15 protein-coding genes and 1 riboswitch are annotated in these 15,122 nt (G+C 68.1%); of the genes, 7 read left to right on the top strand and 8 right to left on the bottom strand.

Going from position 1 to position 15,122, the window contains the following annotated elements; translation table 11 throughout:
* Positions 1-121: 121 nt before the first annotated feature.
* On the bottom strand, positions 122-1,330 hold the full coding sequence (gene fabB / locus C1933_RS02540; RefSeq protein ID WP_108752061.1) for a beta-ketoacyl-ACP synthase I: 1,209 nt from the start codon (positions 1,328-1,330) through the stop codon (positions 122-124).
* Positions 1,330-1,845, bottom strand: coding sequence for a 3-hydroxyacyl-[acyl-carrier-protein] dehydratase FabA (gene fabA, locus C1933_RS02545; RefSeq protein WP_079220498.1), 516 nt, complete (start codon positions 1,843-1,845; stop codon positions 1,330-1,332). Before fabA ends, fabB begins: the two co-directional genes overlap by 1 nt.
* A 191-nt stretch (positions 1,846-2,036) precedes the next feature.
* On the opposite strand from fabA, the gene dinB reads away from it, so the two are divergent.
* On the top strand, positions 2,037-3,131 hold the full coding sequence (dinB, locus tag C1933_RS02550) for a DNA polymerase IV (protein WP_108752062.1): 1,095 nt from the start codon (positions 2,037-2,039) through the stop codon (positions 3,129-3,131).
* 210 nt (positions 3,132-3,341) lie between these two features.
* Here dinB and C1933_RS02555 read toward each other — a convergent pair whose 3' ends face one another.
* Both C1933_RS02555 and C1933_RS02560 read right to left on the bottom strand, forming a co-directional pair.
* On the bottom strand, positions 3,342-4,250 hold the full coding sequence (locus tag C1933_RS02555; protein ID WP_108752063.1) for an MBL fold metallo-hydrolase: 909 nt from the start codon (positions 4,248-4,250) through the stop codon (positions 3,342-3,344).
* A 151-nt stretch (positions 4,251-4,401) separates the two neighbouring features.
* The gene (locus C1933_RS02560) at positions 4,402-5,040 is read right to left on the bottom strand and encodes an NAD(P)H-binding protein (protein WP_108752064.1); all 639 of its coding nucleotides are present in this window, start codon (positions 5,038-5,040) and stop codon (positions 4,402-4,404) included.
* 107 nt (positions 5,041-5,147) lie between these two features.
* On the opposite strand from C1933_RS02560, the gene C1933_RS02565 reads away from it, so the two are divergent.
* From C1933_RS02565 to gph, 3 genes are read left to right on the top strand one after another with little or no spacing between them, the layout of a single operon-like run.
* The gene (locus C1933_RS02565; protein WP_108752065.1) at positions 5,148-6,080 is read left to right on the top strand and encodes a LysR family transcriptional regulator; all 933 of its coding nucleotides are present in this window, start codon (positions 5,148-5,150) and stop codon (positions 6,078-6,080) included.
* A gap of 14 nt (positions 6,081-6,094) precedes the next feature.
* A complete protein-coding gene (locus C1933_RS02570; protein ID WP_234414634.1) occupies positions 6,095-6,868 on the top strand; it encodes a methyltransferase domain-containing protein in 774 nt (257 codons plus the stop codon).
* 59 nt (positions 6,869-6,927) lie between these two features.
* Entirely contained in the window at positions 6,928-7,599 is a 672-nt protein-coding gene (gene gph / locus C1933_RS02575; RefSeq protein WP_108752067.1) for a phosphoglycolate phosphatase, read from the top strand.
* Positions 7,600-7,652: 53 nt separating this feature from the next.
* Here gph and btuB read toward each other — a convergent pair whose 3' ends face one another.
* Positions 7,653-9,494, bottom strand: coding sequence for a TonB-dependent vitamin B12 receptor (gene btuB / locus C1933_RS02580; protein WP_108752068.1), 1,842 nt, complete (start codon positions 9,492-9,494; stop codon positions 7,653-7,655).
* 116 nt (positions 9,495-9,610) lie between these two features.
* Positions 9,611-9,834: riboswitch (cobalamin riboswitch) on the bottom strand.
* Positions 9,835-9,892: 58 nt separating this feature from the next.
* Between btuB and C1933_RS02585 the strand changes: the two genes are divergently transcribed.
* Positions 9,893-11,017, top strand: a complete 1,125-nt coding sequence (locus C1933_RS02585; protein ID WP_108752069.1) for an acyltransferase — start codon at positions 9,893-9,895, stop codon at positions 11,015-11,017.
* A gap of 131 nt (positions 11,018-11,148) precedes the next feature.
* Positions 11,149-11,727 (top strand): histidine phosphatase family protein, encoded by a 579-nt coding sequence (locus tag C1933_RS02590; RefSeq protein WP_108752070.1) that lies wholly within the window; start codon positions 11,149-11,151, stop codon positions 11,725-11,727.
* 68 nt (positions 11,728-11,795) lie between these two features.
* Here the strand turns inward: C1933_RS02590 and C1933_RS02595 are convergent, their stop codons facing one another.
* The gene (locus tag C1933_RS02595; protein WP_108752071.1) at positions 11,796-12,155 is read right to left on the bottom strand and encodes a TfoX/Sxy family protein; all 360 of its coding nucleotides are present in this window, start codon (positions 12,153-12,155) and stop codon (positions 11,796-11,798) included.
* Positions 12,152-12,634 (bottom strand): GAF domain-containing protein, encoded by a 483-nt coding sequence (locus C1933_RS02600; RefSeq protein ID WP_108752072.1) that lies wholly within the window; start codon positions 12,632-12,634, stop codon positions 12,152-12,154. The genes C1933_RS02595 and C1933_RS02600 overlap by 4 nt, the downstream gene beginning before the upstream one ends.
* A gap of 84 nt (positions 12,635-12,718) precedes the next feature.
* Between C1933_RS02600 and bioD the strand changes: the two genes are divergently transcribed.
* Entirely contained in the window at positions 12,719-13,408 is a 690-nt protein-coding gene (bioD, locus tag C1933_RS02605) for a dethiobiotin synthase (RefSeq protein ID WP_199911438.1), read from the top strand.
* A 121-nt stretch (positions 13,409-13,529) separates the two neighbouring features.
* Here the strand turns inward: bioD and C1933_RS02610 are convergent, their stop codons facing one another.
* On the bottom strand, positions 13,530-14,972 hold the full coding sequence (locus C1933_RS02610; RefSeq protein WP_108752074.1) for a PLP-dependent aminotransferase family protein: 1,443 nt from the start codon (positions 14,970-14,972) through the stop codon (positions 13,530-13,532).
* Positions 14,973-15,122 lie beyond the last annotated feature (150 nt).

Below are 15,122 nucleotides of genomic sequence, written 5' to 3' on the forward strand. Positions count from 1 at the left end.
ACCTTGGTTGGCACGATTTTAGAGCAGTCGAGCAAGCTCGACTCTACGGGGGCGACGTGGCACGATTTTCGAGCAGTCGAGCAAGCTCGACGCTACGAGGGCGACGTGGCACGCCCTTCCATCACACCCGGCCGAACACCAGCGCTGCGTTGGTGCCACCGAACCCGAAGCTGTTGGACATCACCGTATCCAGCTTCTGCTCGCGGCTTTCGCGCAGGATCGGGAAGCCTTCCACCGCCGGGTCCAGCTCGGTGATGTTGGCCGAACCGGCCACGAAGCCATCGCGCATCATCAGCAGGCAGTAGATCGCCTCGTGCACGCTGGCCGCACCCAGCGAGTGGCCCGACAGCGCCTTGGTCGACGACAGCGGCGGCACGGCATCGCCGAACACTTCGCGGATCGCACCCAGTTCGGTCACATCGCCCAGCGGGGTGGAGGTGCCGTGGGTATTCAGGTAATCCAGCGGACGGTCAACATTCTGCAGCGCCATCTTCATGCAGCGCACCGCGCCTTCGCCGGACGGTGCCACCATGTCGGCACCGTCGGAGGTCACGCCGTAGCCGATCAGTTCGGCGTAGATGCGCGCACCACGGGCCACGGCGTGGTCGTAATCTTCCAGCACCAGCATGCCGCCGCCGCCGGCAATGACGAAGCCATCGCGGTCCTTGTCATACGGGCGCGACGCGGTGGCCGGGGTGTCGTTGAAGCTGGTGGACAGCGCACCCATCGCGTCGAACATCACGCTCATCGACCAGTGCAGGTCTTCGCCGCCACCGGCGAACATGATGTCCTGCGCGCCATGGCGGATCATGTCCGCGGCCGCGCCGATGCAGTGCGCCGAGGTGGCGCAGGCGGCCGACAGCGAATAGCTGACGCCCTTGATCTGGAACGCGGTGGCCAGGCAGGCCGACACCGTCGAGCACATCGTGCGCGGCACCATGTACGGGCCAACCTTACGCACGCCACGGGCGCGCAGCAGGTCCACCGCACCCACCTGCCATTCGCTGGAACCACCACCGGAACCGGCGATCAGGCCGGTACGCAGCGCGCTGACCTGTTCCTGGGAAAGGCCGGCGTCGGCGATCGCATCGCGCATGGCTACGTAGGCGAAGGCCGCCGCATCGCTCATGAAGCGCTTCTGCTTGCGGTCGATCTGCGCATCCAGATCCATGTCCACGCGGCCGCCAATCTGGCTGCGCAGGCCGGCTTCAGCGTGGTCGGGCAGCGCGGTAATGCCCGCGCGGCCGTCGCGCAGCGCCGACGAGACGGTATCCAGATCGTTGCCCAGGCAGGAGGTGATGCCCATGCCGGTAATGACGACGCGACGCATCAGAAGCTCCCGGTTTCGGTGAACAGGCCCACGCGCAGGTCGCGGGCGTTGTAGATTTCGCGGTCGTCCACGTACATGCGGGCGTCGGCCTGGGCCATCACCAGCTTGCGGTTGATCACGCGGGTGATGTCGATTTCATAGCGCACCAGCTTCGCTTCCGGCAGCACCTGGCCGGTGAACTTCACTTCGCCGCAGCCCAGGGCGCGGCCCTTGCCGGGGGCACCCAGCCAGGTCAGGTAGAAGCCGGTCAGCTGCCACATGGCATCCAGGCCCAGGCAGCCGGGCATCACCGGGTCGCCGATGAAGTGGCAGCCGAAGAACCACAGGTCCGGGCGGATATCCAGTTCGGCACGCACCATGCCTTTGCCATGCGGTCCGCCGTCCTCGCGGATTTCGGTGATGCGATCGAACATCAGCATCGGGTCGTTGGGCAGACGGCCGGCGGCGGCGCCGAACAGTTCACCGCGGGCGCTGGCCAGCAGCTGGTCGCGGTTGAACGCGTGGAGACGAGTCATGGAAAGCGCATTCCTGGAAGCGAAAACAAGGCAACAAGTCCCCGAGGATGCACGACGGTTGCAACGGGAATCAAACCGCCACACCGTACGCGTGCGTAGTGTTCTGCGCCGGAATCGCGCATCCCGTTGATGCACAACGACCATACTTTGGCGTCTGGACGGGTACGGTGCAGGTATGATGGCGGCCGACCATGAACGCACTGCGCAAGATCATCCACGTAGACATGGACGCCTTCTATGCGTCGGTGGAGCAGCGCGACGCGCCTTCACTGCGTGGCAAGCCTGTGGTGGTGGCCTGGCGCGGCGCGCGTTCAGTGGTGTGCGCCGCGTCCTACGAAGCGCGGGTGTTCGGCGTGCGTTCGGCCATGCCGGCGCTGCGTGCCGAGCGCCTGTGCCCCGACGCGATCTTCGTGCCGCCCGATTTCGCCCGCTACAAGGCGGTCTCCCGGCAGGTGCGCGAGATCTTCCTGCGCCATACCGACCTGGTCGAACCGCTGTCGCTGGACGAGGCTTACCTGGATGTGACCGAGCCGAAGAGCGGCATGGCACTGGCGACCGATATCGCTCGCACCATCCGCGCGCAGATCCGCGAAGAAACGCAGCTGACTGCTTCAGCCGGCATCGCACCGAACAAGTTCCTGGCCAAGATCGCCTCGGACTGGCGCAAGCCTGATGGGCAGTTCGTCATTCCGCCGCAACGCGTGGATGCGTTCCTGTTGCCGTTGCCGGTGAACCGGGTTCCCGGCGTGGGCAAGGTGATGGAAGGCAAGCTGGCCGCGCGCGGCATCGTCACCTGTGGCGACCTGCGGCAATGGGCGTTGCCGGACCTGGAAGAAGCCTTCGGCAGTTTCGGCCGCAGCCTGTACAACCGCGCCCGTGGCATCGACGAGCGTCCGGTGGAACCGGACCAGCAGGTGCAGTCGATTTCCTCCGAAGACACCTTCGCCGAAGACCTGCTGCTGGAAGACCTGGCCGAGGCGATCGTGCAGTTGGCAGAGAAGACCTGGAAGGCCACGCGCAAGACCGAACGCATCGGTCATACCGTAGTGCTGAAACTGAAGACCGCCCAGTTCCGCATCCTGACCCGCAGCTTCACCCCCGAGCGCCCACCCGAATCGGAACAGGAGCTGCGTGACATCGCCCTGGCACTGCGCGCGCGCGTGGACCTGCCAGCCGATACCCGTTACCGCCTGGTGGGCGTGGGCCTGGGCGGTTTCCGCGAAAAGGAACCGGTAGTGCAGGGCGAACTGTTCGGGCACGACCCAACCCATCCCACAGAAATCTAGTCGTCAAACATGGGGTCAGAGCCCGTTGCGGAGCAACGGGATCCGACCCCAAGTCCATGAGCGCCGGCCAACTGTCGAAGGCGGGGTGGGTCCGGTTGCGGGGGCGTGAGCCGCATGGATGCGGCGACCGAGCTTACATGGACGTACTTGCAGCGTCCCCCGCGCGTGAGCAGGTGCAGGGCGCAGCCCTGCAAAAAAACTCCCCCTACCTTACGGCCACTGCATCTCGCCCTTGGCCACCTTCGCACTCAGCTCCAGTGATTCCACACCGGCCAGCGCCGGGTAGCGCGCCCGCATGGCCTGCACCAGCGCCGCACTGTCCCTGGCCTTGGCCGCTTCAACATCGAACGCACGGATGTAGTCGGCAGTGAAGCGCAACGCACTGGCATCCAGCGCCGCGCCCGGCGCGTAGTGCCCCGGCACCACCACCGTCGGCTTCAGTGCCTGCAACTGCTGCAGGGTCTGCAGCCAGTCCGCGTGCGATTGCGGCGTCTGCGTGTCGGCCATCCACACGTGTTCGCCCGCCACCACCGGAATGCCGCCGACGATCGCACGCAGCGAGGGCACCCACAGCACGCTGCGGTCCGGCGTCGGCCCGTCCAGGCCGATCAGCGGCAGGCGCTGGCCTTCCAGGACCAGTGCATCACCGTCCAGCACCTGCGGCACGACGATGCGCGCGGGTACGTCGGCGCCCATTTTCGGTCCCCAATACGCCAGCTTGGCGGCCTGGGTCTGCTGGATGTGGGCCACCGTCTGCGCGGTGGCGACGATACGTGCCTGCGGGAACGCATCCTGCAGCGTGGCCAGACCGAAGTAGTAATCCGGATCGCCATGGCTGATGTAGATCGTGGTCAGCTGCTTGCCACTGGCACGGACCTTTTCGACCAGCGCACGTGCGTCGCTGGCAGCGAACTGCGCATCGACCAGCAGCGCATCATGGCGGCCTTCGATCAGCACCGAGGACACCGCGAACATCGCCTGCGGCCCGGGGTGGAAGGTCTGCAGGTGCAGCTGTGACTTTGCAGCGGTGGCGGCAGCGGGCGCGGCGGGGGCGGCCAGCAGCGGTGCGCTGGCCGTGCCAAGTGCCAGCGCCATGGAGAACAGCAGAGCGTTGCGCATGCGCGATTCCTCGTAGCGTCGAGCTTGCTCGACGGGATAGCAGTCGAGGTAGCGTCGAGCTTGCTCGACGGGATAGCAGTCGAGGTAGCGTCGAGCTTGCTCGACGGGTTTTTGGGGTCAGTCGAGCAAGCTCGACTCTACGGTTTCGGCATCAATACGCGGCGGTGATGATCTGCTTCGGGTACTTGCCCGCTTCCAGTTCCGCCACGAAGGCGGCGCCGTAGTCGGCATAGCTGATGCGGCTGTGGCCTTCGGCATCGGCCAGGAAGGTCTTGGCCTGCACGCGGTACTGGCCGCGCTCGTCGCCCGGGCCGATTTCCGCCGCCGGCGAGAAGAACGTCCAGTCGATGTCCTCCACGGCCTGCAGCTGCTTCAGCGCTTCACGCGCGGCCAGTGCGTACGGCTTGTAAGCCTCGGGGAACCCGGGGGTGTCGACCAGCTGCACGCCCGGCGCCACTTCCAGGCTGCCGGCGCCGCCGACCACCACTACGCGCGGCACCTGGGCCTGGCGGGCAGCGGCCACCAGCTGGCCGGCCACGGTGGCGATCTGGCCGATGTCATCGCCCGGGCGCGGGCCATAGGCACTGGCCAGCACATCGTGGCCGGCAATGGCGGCAGCCAGCGCGTCGCGGTCATCCAGCGCGGCGATGACCGGGTGGGCGCCGGCCAGTTCGCCGGGCAGGTTCTGCGCGCTGCGCACGATCACGGTCAGTTGGTGGCCGTGGGCCAGGGCGTGGCGGGCAATCTGGCGGCCGATGTTGCCGGTGGCGCCGACGAGGGCAATCTTCATGGCAGGACTCCGTGGGGCAGTGGGTTGGGGTACGGGCCCACTGTAGGCGGCTGCAGTTGATCGAAAAACAGCGTATAACGCGCTTGTTTGTTGCATGGATCAAGCATATGGACCGATTGACCGCCATGACCGTGTTTGTCGAGGTGGCCGAGCGTGGCAGCCTGACCGCCGCCGCCGAGGTGCTGGACATGTCGCGGGCGATGGTCAGCCGCTATCTGGCCGAAGCCGAAGGCTGGCTGGGCGCGCGCCTGCTGCACCGGACCACCCGTCGCATCAGCCTGACCGCGGCCGGTGAGGCGGCACTGGCGCGCTTCCGGCAGATGCTGGCCATCGGCGAGGAACTGCAGGGCGAGCTGGCCAGCGACGACCCCGAACCGCACGGTACGTTGCGGATCACCGCCAGCGTGTCGTTCGGGCAGAGCCATCTGGCCCGCGCGGTGGCGGCGTTCGTGCAGCGCCACCCGGCCGCGCGCATCGAACTGCTGCTGGTGGACCGCATGGTGAACCTGGTGGAAGAGCGGGTGGATCTGGCGGTGCGTATCGCGCGGCAGATCGATCCGGGCCTGATCGCGCGGCGCCTGGCCACCTGCAGGTCGGTGCTGTGCGCCAGCCCGGCGTACCTGCAGGCACACGGCACGCCCACCGCGCCGGAACACCTGGCCGCGCACAACTGCCTGACCCACCACTACGTGGGCCGCAGCCTCTGGCAACTGCACCGCGACGGCCGCGCGCTGTCGGTGGCGGTGGGCGGGAATATCAGTGCGAACGAGGCATCGCTGCTGGTGGAAGCGGTACGCGCCAATGCGGGCATCGCCATGCTGCCCAGCTACCAGGTGGCGCCGCTGCTGCGCAGTGGCGCGCTGGTGGCCGTGCTGCCGGACTACCAGCTGGACGAGCTGGGCGTTCATGCCGTCTACGCATCGCGTCGACAGCAGCCCGTTATCATGCGCCGATTCCTGGATTTCCTGGCCGGCTGCTTCGAGCACGATCCGGCCTTCCAGGACCTCGACTGGCAACCGACGGGCAAGGAGAGCGCATGAACCATGGAACGGTAGTGAGGGATCACCGTCGTACGAGCTGGGAACTGCACGCGCAGCAGGCGCCGCCGCAGGCCCAGCCGGTGGATGCGGAGACCATCGCCGCCGCCCGCACTGGGCGCTGGCAGGTACACCTGACCCCGCGGGCGCTGCCCTTGGACTGGCTGGGCGATGTGCGTGGTCGCCGCATCCTGTGCCTGGCCTCCGGCGGCGGCCAGCAGGCGCCCGTGCTGGCCGCTGCCGGTGCCGATGTGACCGTGTTCGACCTGTGCGAGCAGCAACTGGCACTGGACCGTGCGGTGGCCGCACGCGATGGCCTGCGCCTGCAGGCGGTGCAGGGCGACATGCGTGACCTGCAGGCCTTCGGCCATGGCAGCTTCGATGTGGTGTTCCATCCGGTGTCCAACCTGTTCGTGCCCGATGTGCGGCCGGTCTGGGCCGAGTGCCACCGCGTGCTGGCGCGTGATGGCCTGCTGCTGGCCAGCTTCTACAACCCGGTGCTGTTCGTGGGCAGCGACGATGCGCCGTTGGCCGAACAGGGACTGATGCGCCCGCGCTTCGCCATTCCCTATTCCGATCTGGAAGACCTGCCCGCGGACGAGCGGCAGGCCAAGCAGGCGCGTGGCGAGGCGATGACGTTCGGTCACAGCCTGGGCGATCTGATCGGCGGCCAGCTGGACGCAGGGTTCGTGATCGAGCGCTTCATGGAAGACTGGCAGCCGCGCCCGCGGGTGCTGATCGAACGCTACCTGCCCGCGTTCCTGGCTACCCGCGCGCGGCGGATAGGCTGAGCGGATCGGCAGACCCGCAGGAGTACACTGGGCGGCCCACGTCGTACAGGTACCGTCTCTTGTCCTATCCCTATCCGTTGGTGGTGTTCGACCTGGACGGCACGCTGGTGGACAGCGCTGCCGATATCGCCGAGGCGCTGAACCGCACGCTGGAAGACATCGGGCTGGCACGCGTGGCCGAAGCAACCGTGCTGGGCTGGATCGGTGATGGCGTGCGGCGGCTGGTGGAACAGGCGGTGCAGGCGGCCGATCGCGAAGTGGACCTGGCACAGGTGATGCCGGTGTTCATGGTGCACTACCGCGATTGCCTGCTGCGCAGCCCGCGTCTGTTCGACGGCGTGCCCGAAGCTCTGGAGCAGCTGCGTGCGCGGCAGGTGCCGCTGGCGATCTGCACCAACAAGCCGGCCGCACTGGTGCCGCCACTACTGCAGCACCTGGGCATCGGCGATGCATTCGCACTGGTACTGGGTGGCGATTCACTGCCGCAGCGCAAGCCCAGCGGTGAACCGCTGCGGCATATCGCCGCGCACTTCGACCTGCCGGTCGCGCAGTGCCTGATGGTGGGCGATTCGCTCACCGACTACCGCGCCGCGCAGGACGCCGGCATGCCGATCGCCCTGGTGCGCTACGGCTACCCGCGCGGCCTGGACCTGCACACCGCGCAGGCCGTGGCGGTCATCGACGATCTGCGCGAACTGCCGGGCCTGGCCGCCGACCTGCCGACGGCGTGATGCATCGACAACGCCGGGCGGGGCCCCGGCGTTACCGTGTGCGCGTCAACCGATCACTTCGGCTGGTAGCGCACGCTCAGCTGGTACTCGCGGCCCGGCTGGTTGTACCAGGCAATGGTCTCGTACTGGCGATCGAACACATTGGCCACGCGCGCCAGCACCGACCACGCCGGGGTAAGCGCGTACTCGGCACGCAGGTCCAGCAGGCCATAGCCGCCCAGCTTCACCGCGTTGTCGGCATCGTCGAAGCGCTTGCCGGCGCCCTGCACGGTCAGGCCGGCACGGAAGTCGCCGAAGCGGCGGTCCACGTCCAGGCGCGCGGTCTGCTGTGCGCGGCGCGCCAGCCAGTTGTCGAACTGGCCGCTGCCGGCGGTGCGGTTGCGCGGGTCGGTGAAGCTGAGCTGCGCGTTGATGTCGAAGCCGGCCAGCACTGCGCCAGCGGTCAGTTCCACGCCGCGGATACGCGCCTTTTCCACCTGCTGCATCATGAAGGTGGCCGCGTCGTAGGTGATCAGGTCGTCGATGCGGGTTTCATACACATCCAGACCCCAGTGCCAGCCCTGGCCGTGCTGGGAAACGCCGATGTTGGCGCTCTTGGATTTCTCCGGATCCAGCGTCGGCACGCCGCTCCACGGGTCGTACAGATCGCTGAAGGTCGGTGCCTTGAACGCGGTGCCGTAGCTGGCGTTCACGCGCAGGCCGTGGCCCAGCTCCATCGCCCAGCCCAGGCTGCCGGTGGCATGGTTGCCGAACTGCTGGTTGTCGTCGTTGCGTGCGCTGGCCTGCAGCTGGTGGCGGCCGAATCGCGCCAGGTACTGCACGAACACGCCGGTGTTGCGGCGGCTGTCGACCAGGTAGCCGGCGCTGCTGCCATCCAGGTTGTCCTGGCTCCAGTCCACGCCGGTGCTCAACAGCTGGCCGTCGGCTACGCCGATGTCGGCCTGCAGCGACGCGCTGTCGCGGTGCGTCTGCGCGCTGCCACGCACACCGAAGTCGCCGAAGTTGTCCGACTCGTTGTCGCTGCGGCCGACGTTGGCGGTCAGCGCCAGGCGCTCGGAGGGCGTGTAACGCACCTTGCCGGCCAGTACCTGCTGGCGGGTTTCCGAGTAGTTGTAGTAGCCGTCGTAGTGGTTCTCACCATCGGCGCGCAGGGCGCTGCCTTCCACCGTCCACTGTTCGTTGAAGCTGTAGCCACCGCGCAGGCTCTTGGACAGATTGCGGTAGCCATCGCGATCGGGCTCATCGGCGAAGCAGCCGGTGAACAGGGTGGCCGACCCCCGGCAGGCATCGATGCCATCGCTGTGCTGGTAGGCGATGTCGGCGCCGAACCAGCCATTGCTGCCGCTGCCGCCGATGCCGCCGCTGGCCTGGCGCAGGCCATTGCTGCCACCGCCCAGCTGGAAGTGCGGCGCGAAGCTGCCGGCATTGCGTCGGGTGAAGATCTGGATGACGCCACCGATCGCATCGGCACCGTACAGGCTGGACTGCGGGCCGCGCACGATCTCGATGCGCTCGATCTGCGCCAGCGGCAGGTCCTGGAACATGGCCAGGTTCAGGTCAGCGCTGTTGATGCGCACGCCATCGACCAGCACTACCGTGTGCGAGGAATTGGTGCCGCGCAGGAACAGCGAGGTCTGCTTGCCCAGGCCGCCGGCGTTGGTCAGGTTGATGCCGGCGCGGCCGGCCAGCAGTTCCTGCAGCGAGGTGGCCTGGCTGGCCTCGATCTGTTCGCGGTCGATCACCTGCGCCGGCGCGATGCTGTCCTGCAGGGCGATCGGGGTGCGGGTGGCGGTGACCAGGATGGGGTCGAGCGCCTCGGTGGCCTCATCGGCCATCGCCAACGCGGGCAGGGTGGCCAGCACGGCCAGGGACAGCAATCGGGACTGCGGCTTCATCGGGGGAACTCCGGGTGCCGCGCACGCCCGCGCGGCGAAGGGGAGGAGCCACGAGGGCAGGCACGCGCCGATGCCGCAGCAGGCGCCGCGGTCATCCAGCGCCATGCCCACCGCATCGCGACCTGAGGCTTCCGGGCCGGTCTCCGGGCTTGCCGCCTGATGGCACCTGGGCCATCGTCCAGGCGCCTTCCCGTGCGCGCGGCACAGTGGCGTATTGCCTGGAACTGACGTGCTTACCGTTGCGGGGGCAGCGCCGGCCTGGCGTGTTGCCACGCGTCACCGGCTTCCCGTTTCAACCTGCCAGCCAAGGCCGCAGGTCACCTGGAAGTGCGCGCAGTCTAAGTCATTGCCTGGCGTGGGCGTTAGAGTAGTCGCCTCTCTGTGCTGGTGCCGTACCCATGGTTGCGAAGGATCGCCTGCAGTTTCTTGATGCCCTGCGTGGCCTGGCGGCCGTGTACGTCGTGCTGTTCCATGTGCAGTCGATGCCCGCACCTGCCTTGCCAGTGGCGGCGGCCTGGCTGCCGGCCGTGCAGATGGGGGCGACCGGCGTCGCGCTCTTCTTCGTGATCAGCGCGTTTTCCCTGTGCTACACCATGCCCCGGCACCATGCCAGCGGCAGGCCGCTGCTCAGCTTCTACCTGCACCGCTTCCTGCGCATCGCGCCGCTCTTCTATGTGCTGTTGATGTTTTCCCTGTTCCGCGATGGCCGCGGCGATCACCCTGGCCATTCATGGGGCGAGATCGCGGCGAACCTGTCCTTCACCTTCAATTTTTTCCCGGGGTGGGAACAGGGCATCGTATGGGCCAGCTGGGCGGTGGGCGTGGAGATGCTCTTCTACGCCATCTTCCCTGCGCTCTACCTGCTGGTCGGCAAGCCGCGCAGCGCCTGGCTGCTGATGGTGGGGCTGCAGGTGCTGGTGGTGTTGGCCTGGCTGGGCTGGCTCGGCCCGCGCATGGCGGCGTCATTGAGCGACTATGGGTGGCTGCGCCACGCCCCGGTCTTTGCGATGGGGCTGGTGGCCTTCCATGCCTTTGGCGCGCTGTCCCGATTGCCGGCGCAGCGCGCGCGGCAATGGGCCCACGGCTTGAATCTGCTGGGTGTGCTGCTGCTTCTGCTCGCCGCGTCCGCGATCTGGTGGCCTGCCGCCGGCCCTTGGCAGTGGCAGCTGTCAGGCATGGCATACGTGTGCCTGTTGCTGGGCTTCTCGCAGTGCCCGCCAGGTTGGCTCGTCAACCGCTGGACCGCATGGTTGGGAACCGTGAGCTACTCGCTGTATCTCGGCCACCCGATCGTGATTGCGGTGCTCGGTCCCGTCTTCGCGCGGGTGCTTGAAGTGCAGGGCGGCACTCTCGGCTATCTGCTGTGCGCTTCGATCACGTTGCTGGTGGTGCTGCCCCTGGCTGCACTCGGCCATCGTTTCGTGGAAGCGCCGATGATTCGCTTGGGCAAGCGGTTGCTGTCGCCCGCCATGCCGCTGCACACCGCCGCCGCAAATGGGCAGCGTGATGGTGGCGCACGCTAGAATGAAGCGCCCCGTCGCGGGGCATCAGTTCTGGAAGTTCTGCCCATGATCGTGTTCCACCTGCCGCCGCCCCTCGCCACTGACCTGCTCATGGCGCTACCGCGCCGACCGTTGCTGAGCGGCCGGCCGCGATGATCCTCGATCTGGTCCGCCACGCCGCCAATGGTCGCGATGAGTTCCTGGACGGCCGCACCGACCCACCGCAGCTTGCGCGTCTGCCGCAGGAACTGGTCGATGCCTACGCCGCGCAGGAATGGCAGCGGGTGATCAGTTCACCGCGCCTGCGTTCGCTGCACACCGCCATGGCGCTGGCCACGCCGCGCGGGCTGGATGTGGACGCCGACGAGGAATGGGAGGAACTGGATTTCGGTGACTGGGACGGGCAGAGCCTGTTCGATCTGCCGGAAGATGCGCTGGCCGCGTTCCATGCCGATCCGCATGCCTTCCCGCCGCCGCACGGCGAAAGCTGGGGGCACTTTGAGCGCCGCATCGCGCGTGCGTTGGACCGTCTGCTGGACGAGGAGGACGCCGCGCCGACCGTGGTGGTCAGCCATGGCGGACCGCTGCGGATGGTGCTGTCGCTGGTCTGTGGCCTGCCGCTGTCGCTGTGCTGGGCGCTGCGCATCGACCACGGCACGCGCCTGCGAGTGTGGGTCGAGCGCGGTGAAGTGGGGTTGGTGGGCGAACTGCTGGAGCTGCAGCAGCCCTGAGTGCGTCGCCGGGCATGGCTCGGCGCTACCCGACGAATACCGGGCCATGCCCGGCGAGCGCGGCGACCTCAATCTTCGTCGGCGCTGTCGGTCTCGTTGCCGTCGTCGTCGCCGTCATCGAAGCGCTGCTCGTGCACCGGGCCCGAGGCCGGGCCGGCAGCCTTCAACGGGTGTGCGGCAATGCGCGCTTCGTAGTCCTGTACCAGCGCTTCGCGCTGCGGCTCGCTCAGCTCCTGCCAGTGGCAGTCCAGCAGTGCGCCTTCCAGCGAATAGAGCAGGTTCAGGCTGGGCTTGAAGCCGGCCCGCTTGACCTTCACGAAGGCCCCGACCGCGCCCAGCGCGGCCAGGTCCTCGCGGCTGCGCAGACCAACCTGGCGCAGCCAGGCCGCACTCTTCGGGCCGATGTTGCGCAGCTTGGCCGCGCTCATCCCAACGCCTCCACGAACACGCGGGCGATGGCTTCCAGGCCGGCCTGGTCGTCGCCATCGAAGCGGGCGACCTTGGGGCTGTCGATGTCGAACACGCCGATCAGTTCATCGCCGCGCAGCAGCGGTACCACCAGTTCCGAACGCGAGGCCGAATCACAGGCGATGTGGCCGGGGAAGGCATCCACATCCTCCACGCGCTGGGTCACGCGCTGGCTGGCGGCGGCACCGCACACACCCTTGTCCAGCGGAATGCGCACGCAGGCGGGCAGGCCCTGGAACGGGCCGACGACCAGTTCCTTGCCGTCGTACAGGTAGAAGCCCACCCAGTTCAGGTCGGGCAGGGCGTGGTAGACCAGTGCAGAGAGGTTGGCCGCATTGGCGATGCGGTCGGTCTCGCCGTAGACCAGGCCACGGGCCTGTTCCAGCAGCTGGGCGTATTGTTCCGGCTTGCTGCCGGTAAGCGAGGCGTTGGCGAACATGGCCGCAGTCTAGCAAGCGCGCCCGGCCAGCGATAATGAACGCTCTGTTGCCCTGCTGGAGCCCTTGCCATGCCGTTGCCCACCGTGTTGCCACCGGCGCTGTTCGTCACCGGCACCGATACCGAGATCGGCAAGACCGCGGCCAGTACCGCGCTGCTGCACGCGCTGCGCCGGCGCGGCCTGCGCGCGGTGGGCATGAAGCCGGTGGCCAGTGGCAGCCACGATCTGGGCGAAGGGCTGCGCAACGACGATGCGCTGGCGCTGCAGGCGGCCAGTGACCCGGTGCCGGCCTATGCCGATCTGAACCCGTATGCGCTGCGGCAGCCGCTGGCGCCGGAGCTGGCCGCTGCCGAAGACGGCGTGCAGGTGCAGCTGGCGCCGATCGTGGCGGCCTTCGAGCGCCTGCGCGCCACCGCCGATACCGTGGTGGTGGAAGGCGTGGGCGGCTGGATGGCGCCGCTGTCGGCAGAGCTGGACCAGCTGGACCTGGTGCGCGCACTGCGGCTGCCTGTGCTGCTGGTGGTCGGCCTGCGCCTGGGCTGCGTGAACCATGCGAGGCTGACTGCGCAATCGCTGCAGGCGGCCGGGGTGGAGTGCCTGGGCTGGATCGGCAACCACATCGACCCGGCCATGCAGCGCCAGGACGAAAACATGGCCACGCTGGTGCAGCGCCTGCCGATGCCCTGCTGGGGCCGGCTTCCCCACCTGCCGGGCGCCGATGGCAGGACCCTGAGCCAGCACCTGGGCCCAGAGCAGCGCGCGGGCCAGCGGTAGAGTCGACTGTCAGTCGACTATCGCGCGCAGCGCGGGGTTTTCAGGCGTTCCACCGGAAGCAGTCGACTGACAGTCGACGCTACCCCGTCGTCACCGTCCCGTCGTCGATTCCAGCCGCTCCTCACCGTGCCGCCAACGCCCGCGCGATCGCACCCAACTGTTCCACTGCGCCGACGAACCGTGCATCCAGGCTCTGGCAGCACGACAGCCGCAGGCAATGGCGGTAACGGGCGCCGCGCGAGTAGACGTGCCCAGGCATGAACACGATGTCCTGCTGCAATGCGCGTTCGAACAGGTCTCCGGTGTCCACGCCGGGCACTTCCAGCCACAGCAGGAAGCCGCCCGAGGGCTCGGTGGCGCGCGTGCCGGCCGGGAAGTGCTCGGCCACCAGTTGCCGCAGGCGGCCCACCTGTTCGCGGTACAGCCGGCGCATGCGATGCAGGTGGTGCTCGTAGCCACCGCCTTCCAGATACGCGGCCACGGCATCGGCCAGGAACTGCGGCTCGCCGCCGGTGCTCTGGAATTTCAGCAGCGCGATGCGTTCGGCGAAGCGCCCGCCATCGAGCCAGCCGATGCGGTAGTCCGGCGCCAGCGTCTTGGAAAAGCCGCCCACCACCATCACCCAGCCGTCGCGATCAAAGGCCTTCAGCAGCGGCGCCGGTGGCTCGCTGAACTGCAGTTCGGCGTACACCGCATCTTCGATCAGGGGCAGCTGGCGGGCGTTGACCAGCTCGGCCAGGCGCTGCTTTTCGGCCACCGGCATGCTGCAGCCCAGCGGGTTGTGCACGGTGGGCATCACCACCACGGCCGCCAGCGCGGTGTGGTCCAGCAGGGCATCCAGTGCGTCCACATCCAGCCCGTGTTGCGGGTGGGTGGGAATTTCGATGGCACGCAGGCCCAGGTTGGCCAGCAGCGGGTACAGGTTGAAGTAGGACGGCGCTTCAATGCCTACCGCATCGCCGGGCTCGGCCACCGCGCGCAGCGCCAGCTGCAGTGCCTCCATCGCACCGTGGGTCAGCAGCAGCCGGTCGGCATGGGTGTGCAGGCCCATGCGCGGGCCGCGGCGCACGATCTGCGCCAGCAACCGTGGTGAGCCGTTGGTGCGTGCGTAGGTTTCCAGCGTGTGCTGGCCGTGGCGCAGCACCTGCGCCGTGTGCCGGGCCAGCTGCGCGCCGGGGTAGAACTGGCGGCCGCGCGGGCCGGCGAAGGCCAGATCGACCACGCCGGGGCGCTGCTGCGCGGCCAGCACCCGCGCCATCAACGCGTGTTGCTGCGGCGCGGTGGGGGCCGACGGCGCGTCACGCAGCGAGCGCTGCGGCGCAGACAGTCGTGGTGCTACCTCGAAGCCGGCCTTGGGGCGCGGGATCACCAGACCGGCATCTTCCAGTTGCCGGTAGGCGGCGATCACGGTGTTCAGGCTCAGCTGGCGCTGCGAGGCCATCTGCCGCAGCGAGGGCAGGCGGCTGCCCACCGGTAGCCGCCCGCCATGGATGGCTTCGGCCAGCTCGTCGGACAGGCGCTGGTAGCGGGGCGCGGCCACGCCGGCCTGCTCATCTGTATCCATCGTTCTGGCCATGGTCTGGCTCTGTACCCGTCTTGCCCGCGAGCCTAGCATGTTGCTGTCGGCCCGGCCTGATCGGGGCAGGGTCGAACTTTCGCAGCGCACGGCCCTGGTGGCCGTGCGCTTTTTTTTCGCGTGCTCGACCGATTGGCC

The organism is Stenotrophomonas sp. ZAC14D2_NAIMI4_6 (genome assembly GCF_003086875.1).
Taxonomy (GTDB): Bacteria; Pseudomonadota; Gammaproteobacteria; order Xanthomonadales; family Xanthomonadaceae; genus Stenotrophomonas.

Coding starts and splice junctions, on each gene's coding strand:
- fabB (WP_108752061.1), bottom strand. CDS start 1,330: ATGCGTCGCGTCGTCATTACCGGCATGGGCATCACCTCCTGCCTGGGC.
- fabA (WP_079220498.1), bottom strand. CDS start 1,845: ATGACTCGTCTCCACGCGTTCAACCGCGACCAGCTGCTGGCCAGCGCC.
- dinB (WP_108752062.1), top strand. CDS start 2,037: ATGAACGCACTGCGCAAGATCATCCACGTAGACATGGACGCCTTCTAT.
- C1933_RS02555 (WP_108752063.1), bottom strand. CDS start 4,250: ATGCGCAACGCTCTGCTGTTCTCCATGGCGCTGGCACTTGGCACGGCC.
- C1933_RS02560 (WP_108752064.1), bottom strand. CDS start 5,040: ATGAAGATTGCCCTCGTCGGCGCCACCGGCAACATCGGCCGCCAGATT.
- C1933_RS02565 (WP_108752065.1), top strand. CDS start 5,148: ATGGACCGATTGACCGCCATGACCGTGTTTGTCGAGGTGGCCGAGCGT.
- btuB (WP_108752068.1), bottom strand. CDS start 9,494: ATGAAGCCGCAGTCCCGATTGCTGTCCCTGGCCGTGCTGGCCACCCTG.
- C1933_RS02585 (WP_108752069.1), top strand. CDS start 9,893: ATGGTTGCGAAGGATCGCCTGCAGTTTCTTGATGCCCTGCGTGGCCTG.
- C1933_RS02590 (WP_108752070.1), top strand. CDS start 11,149: ATGATCCTCGATCTGGTCCGCCACGCCGCCAATGGTCGCGATGAGTTC.
- C1933_RS02595 (WP_108752071.1), bottom strand. CDS start 12,155: ATGAGCGCGGCCAAGCTGCGCAACATCGGCCCGAAGAGTGCGGCCTGG.
- C1933_RS02600 (WP_108752072.1), bottom strand. CDS start 12,634: ATGTTCGCCAACGCCTCGCTTACCGGCAGCAAGCCGGAACAATACGCC.
- C1933_RS02610 (WP_108752074.1), bottom strand. CDS start 14,972: ATGGATACAGATGAGCAGGCCGGCGTGGCCGCGCCCCGCTACCAGCGC.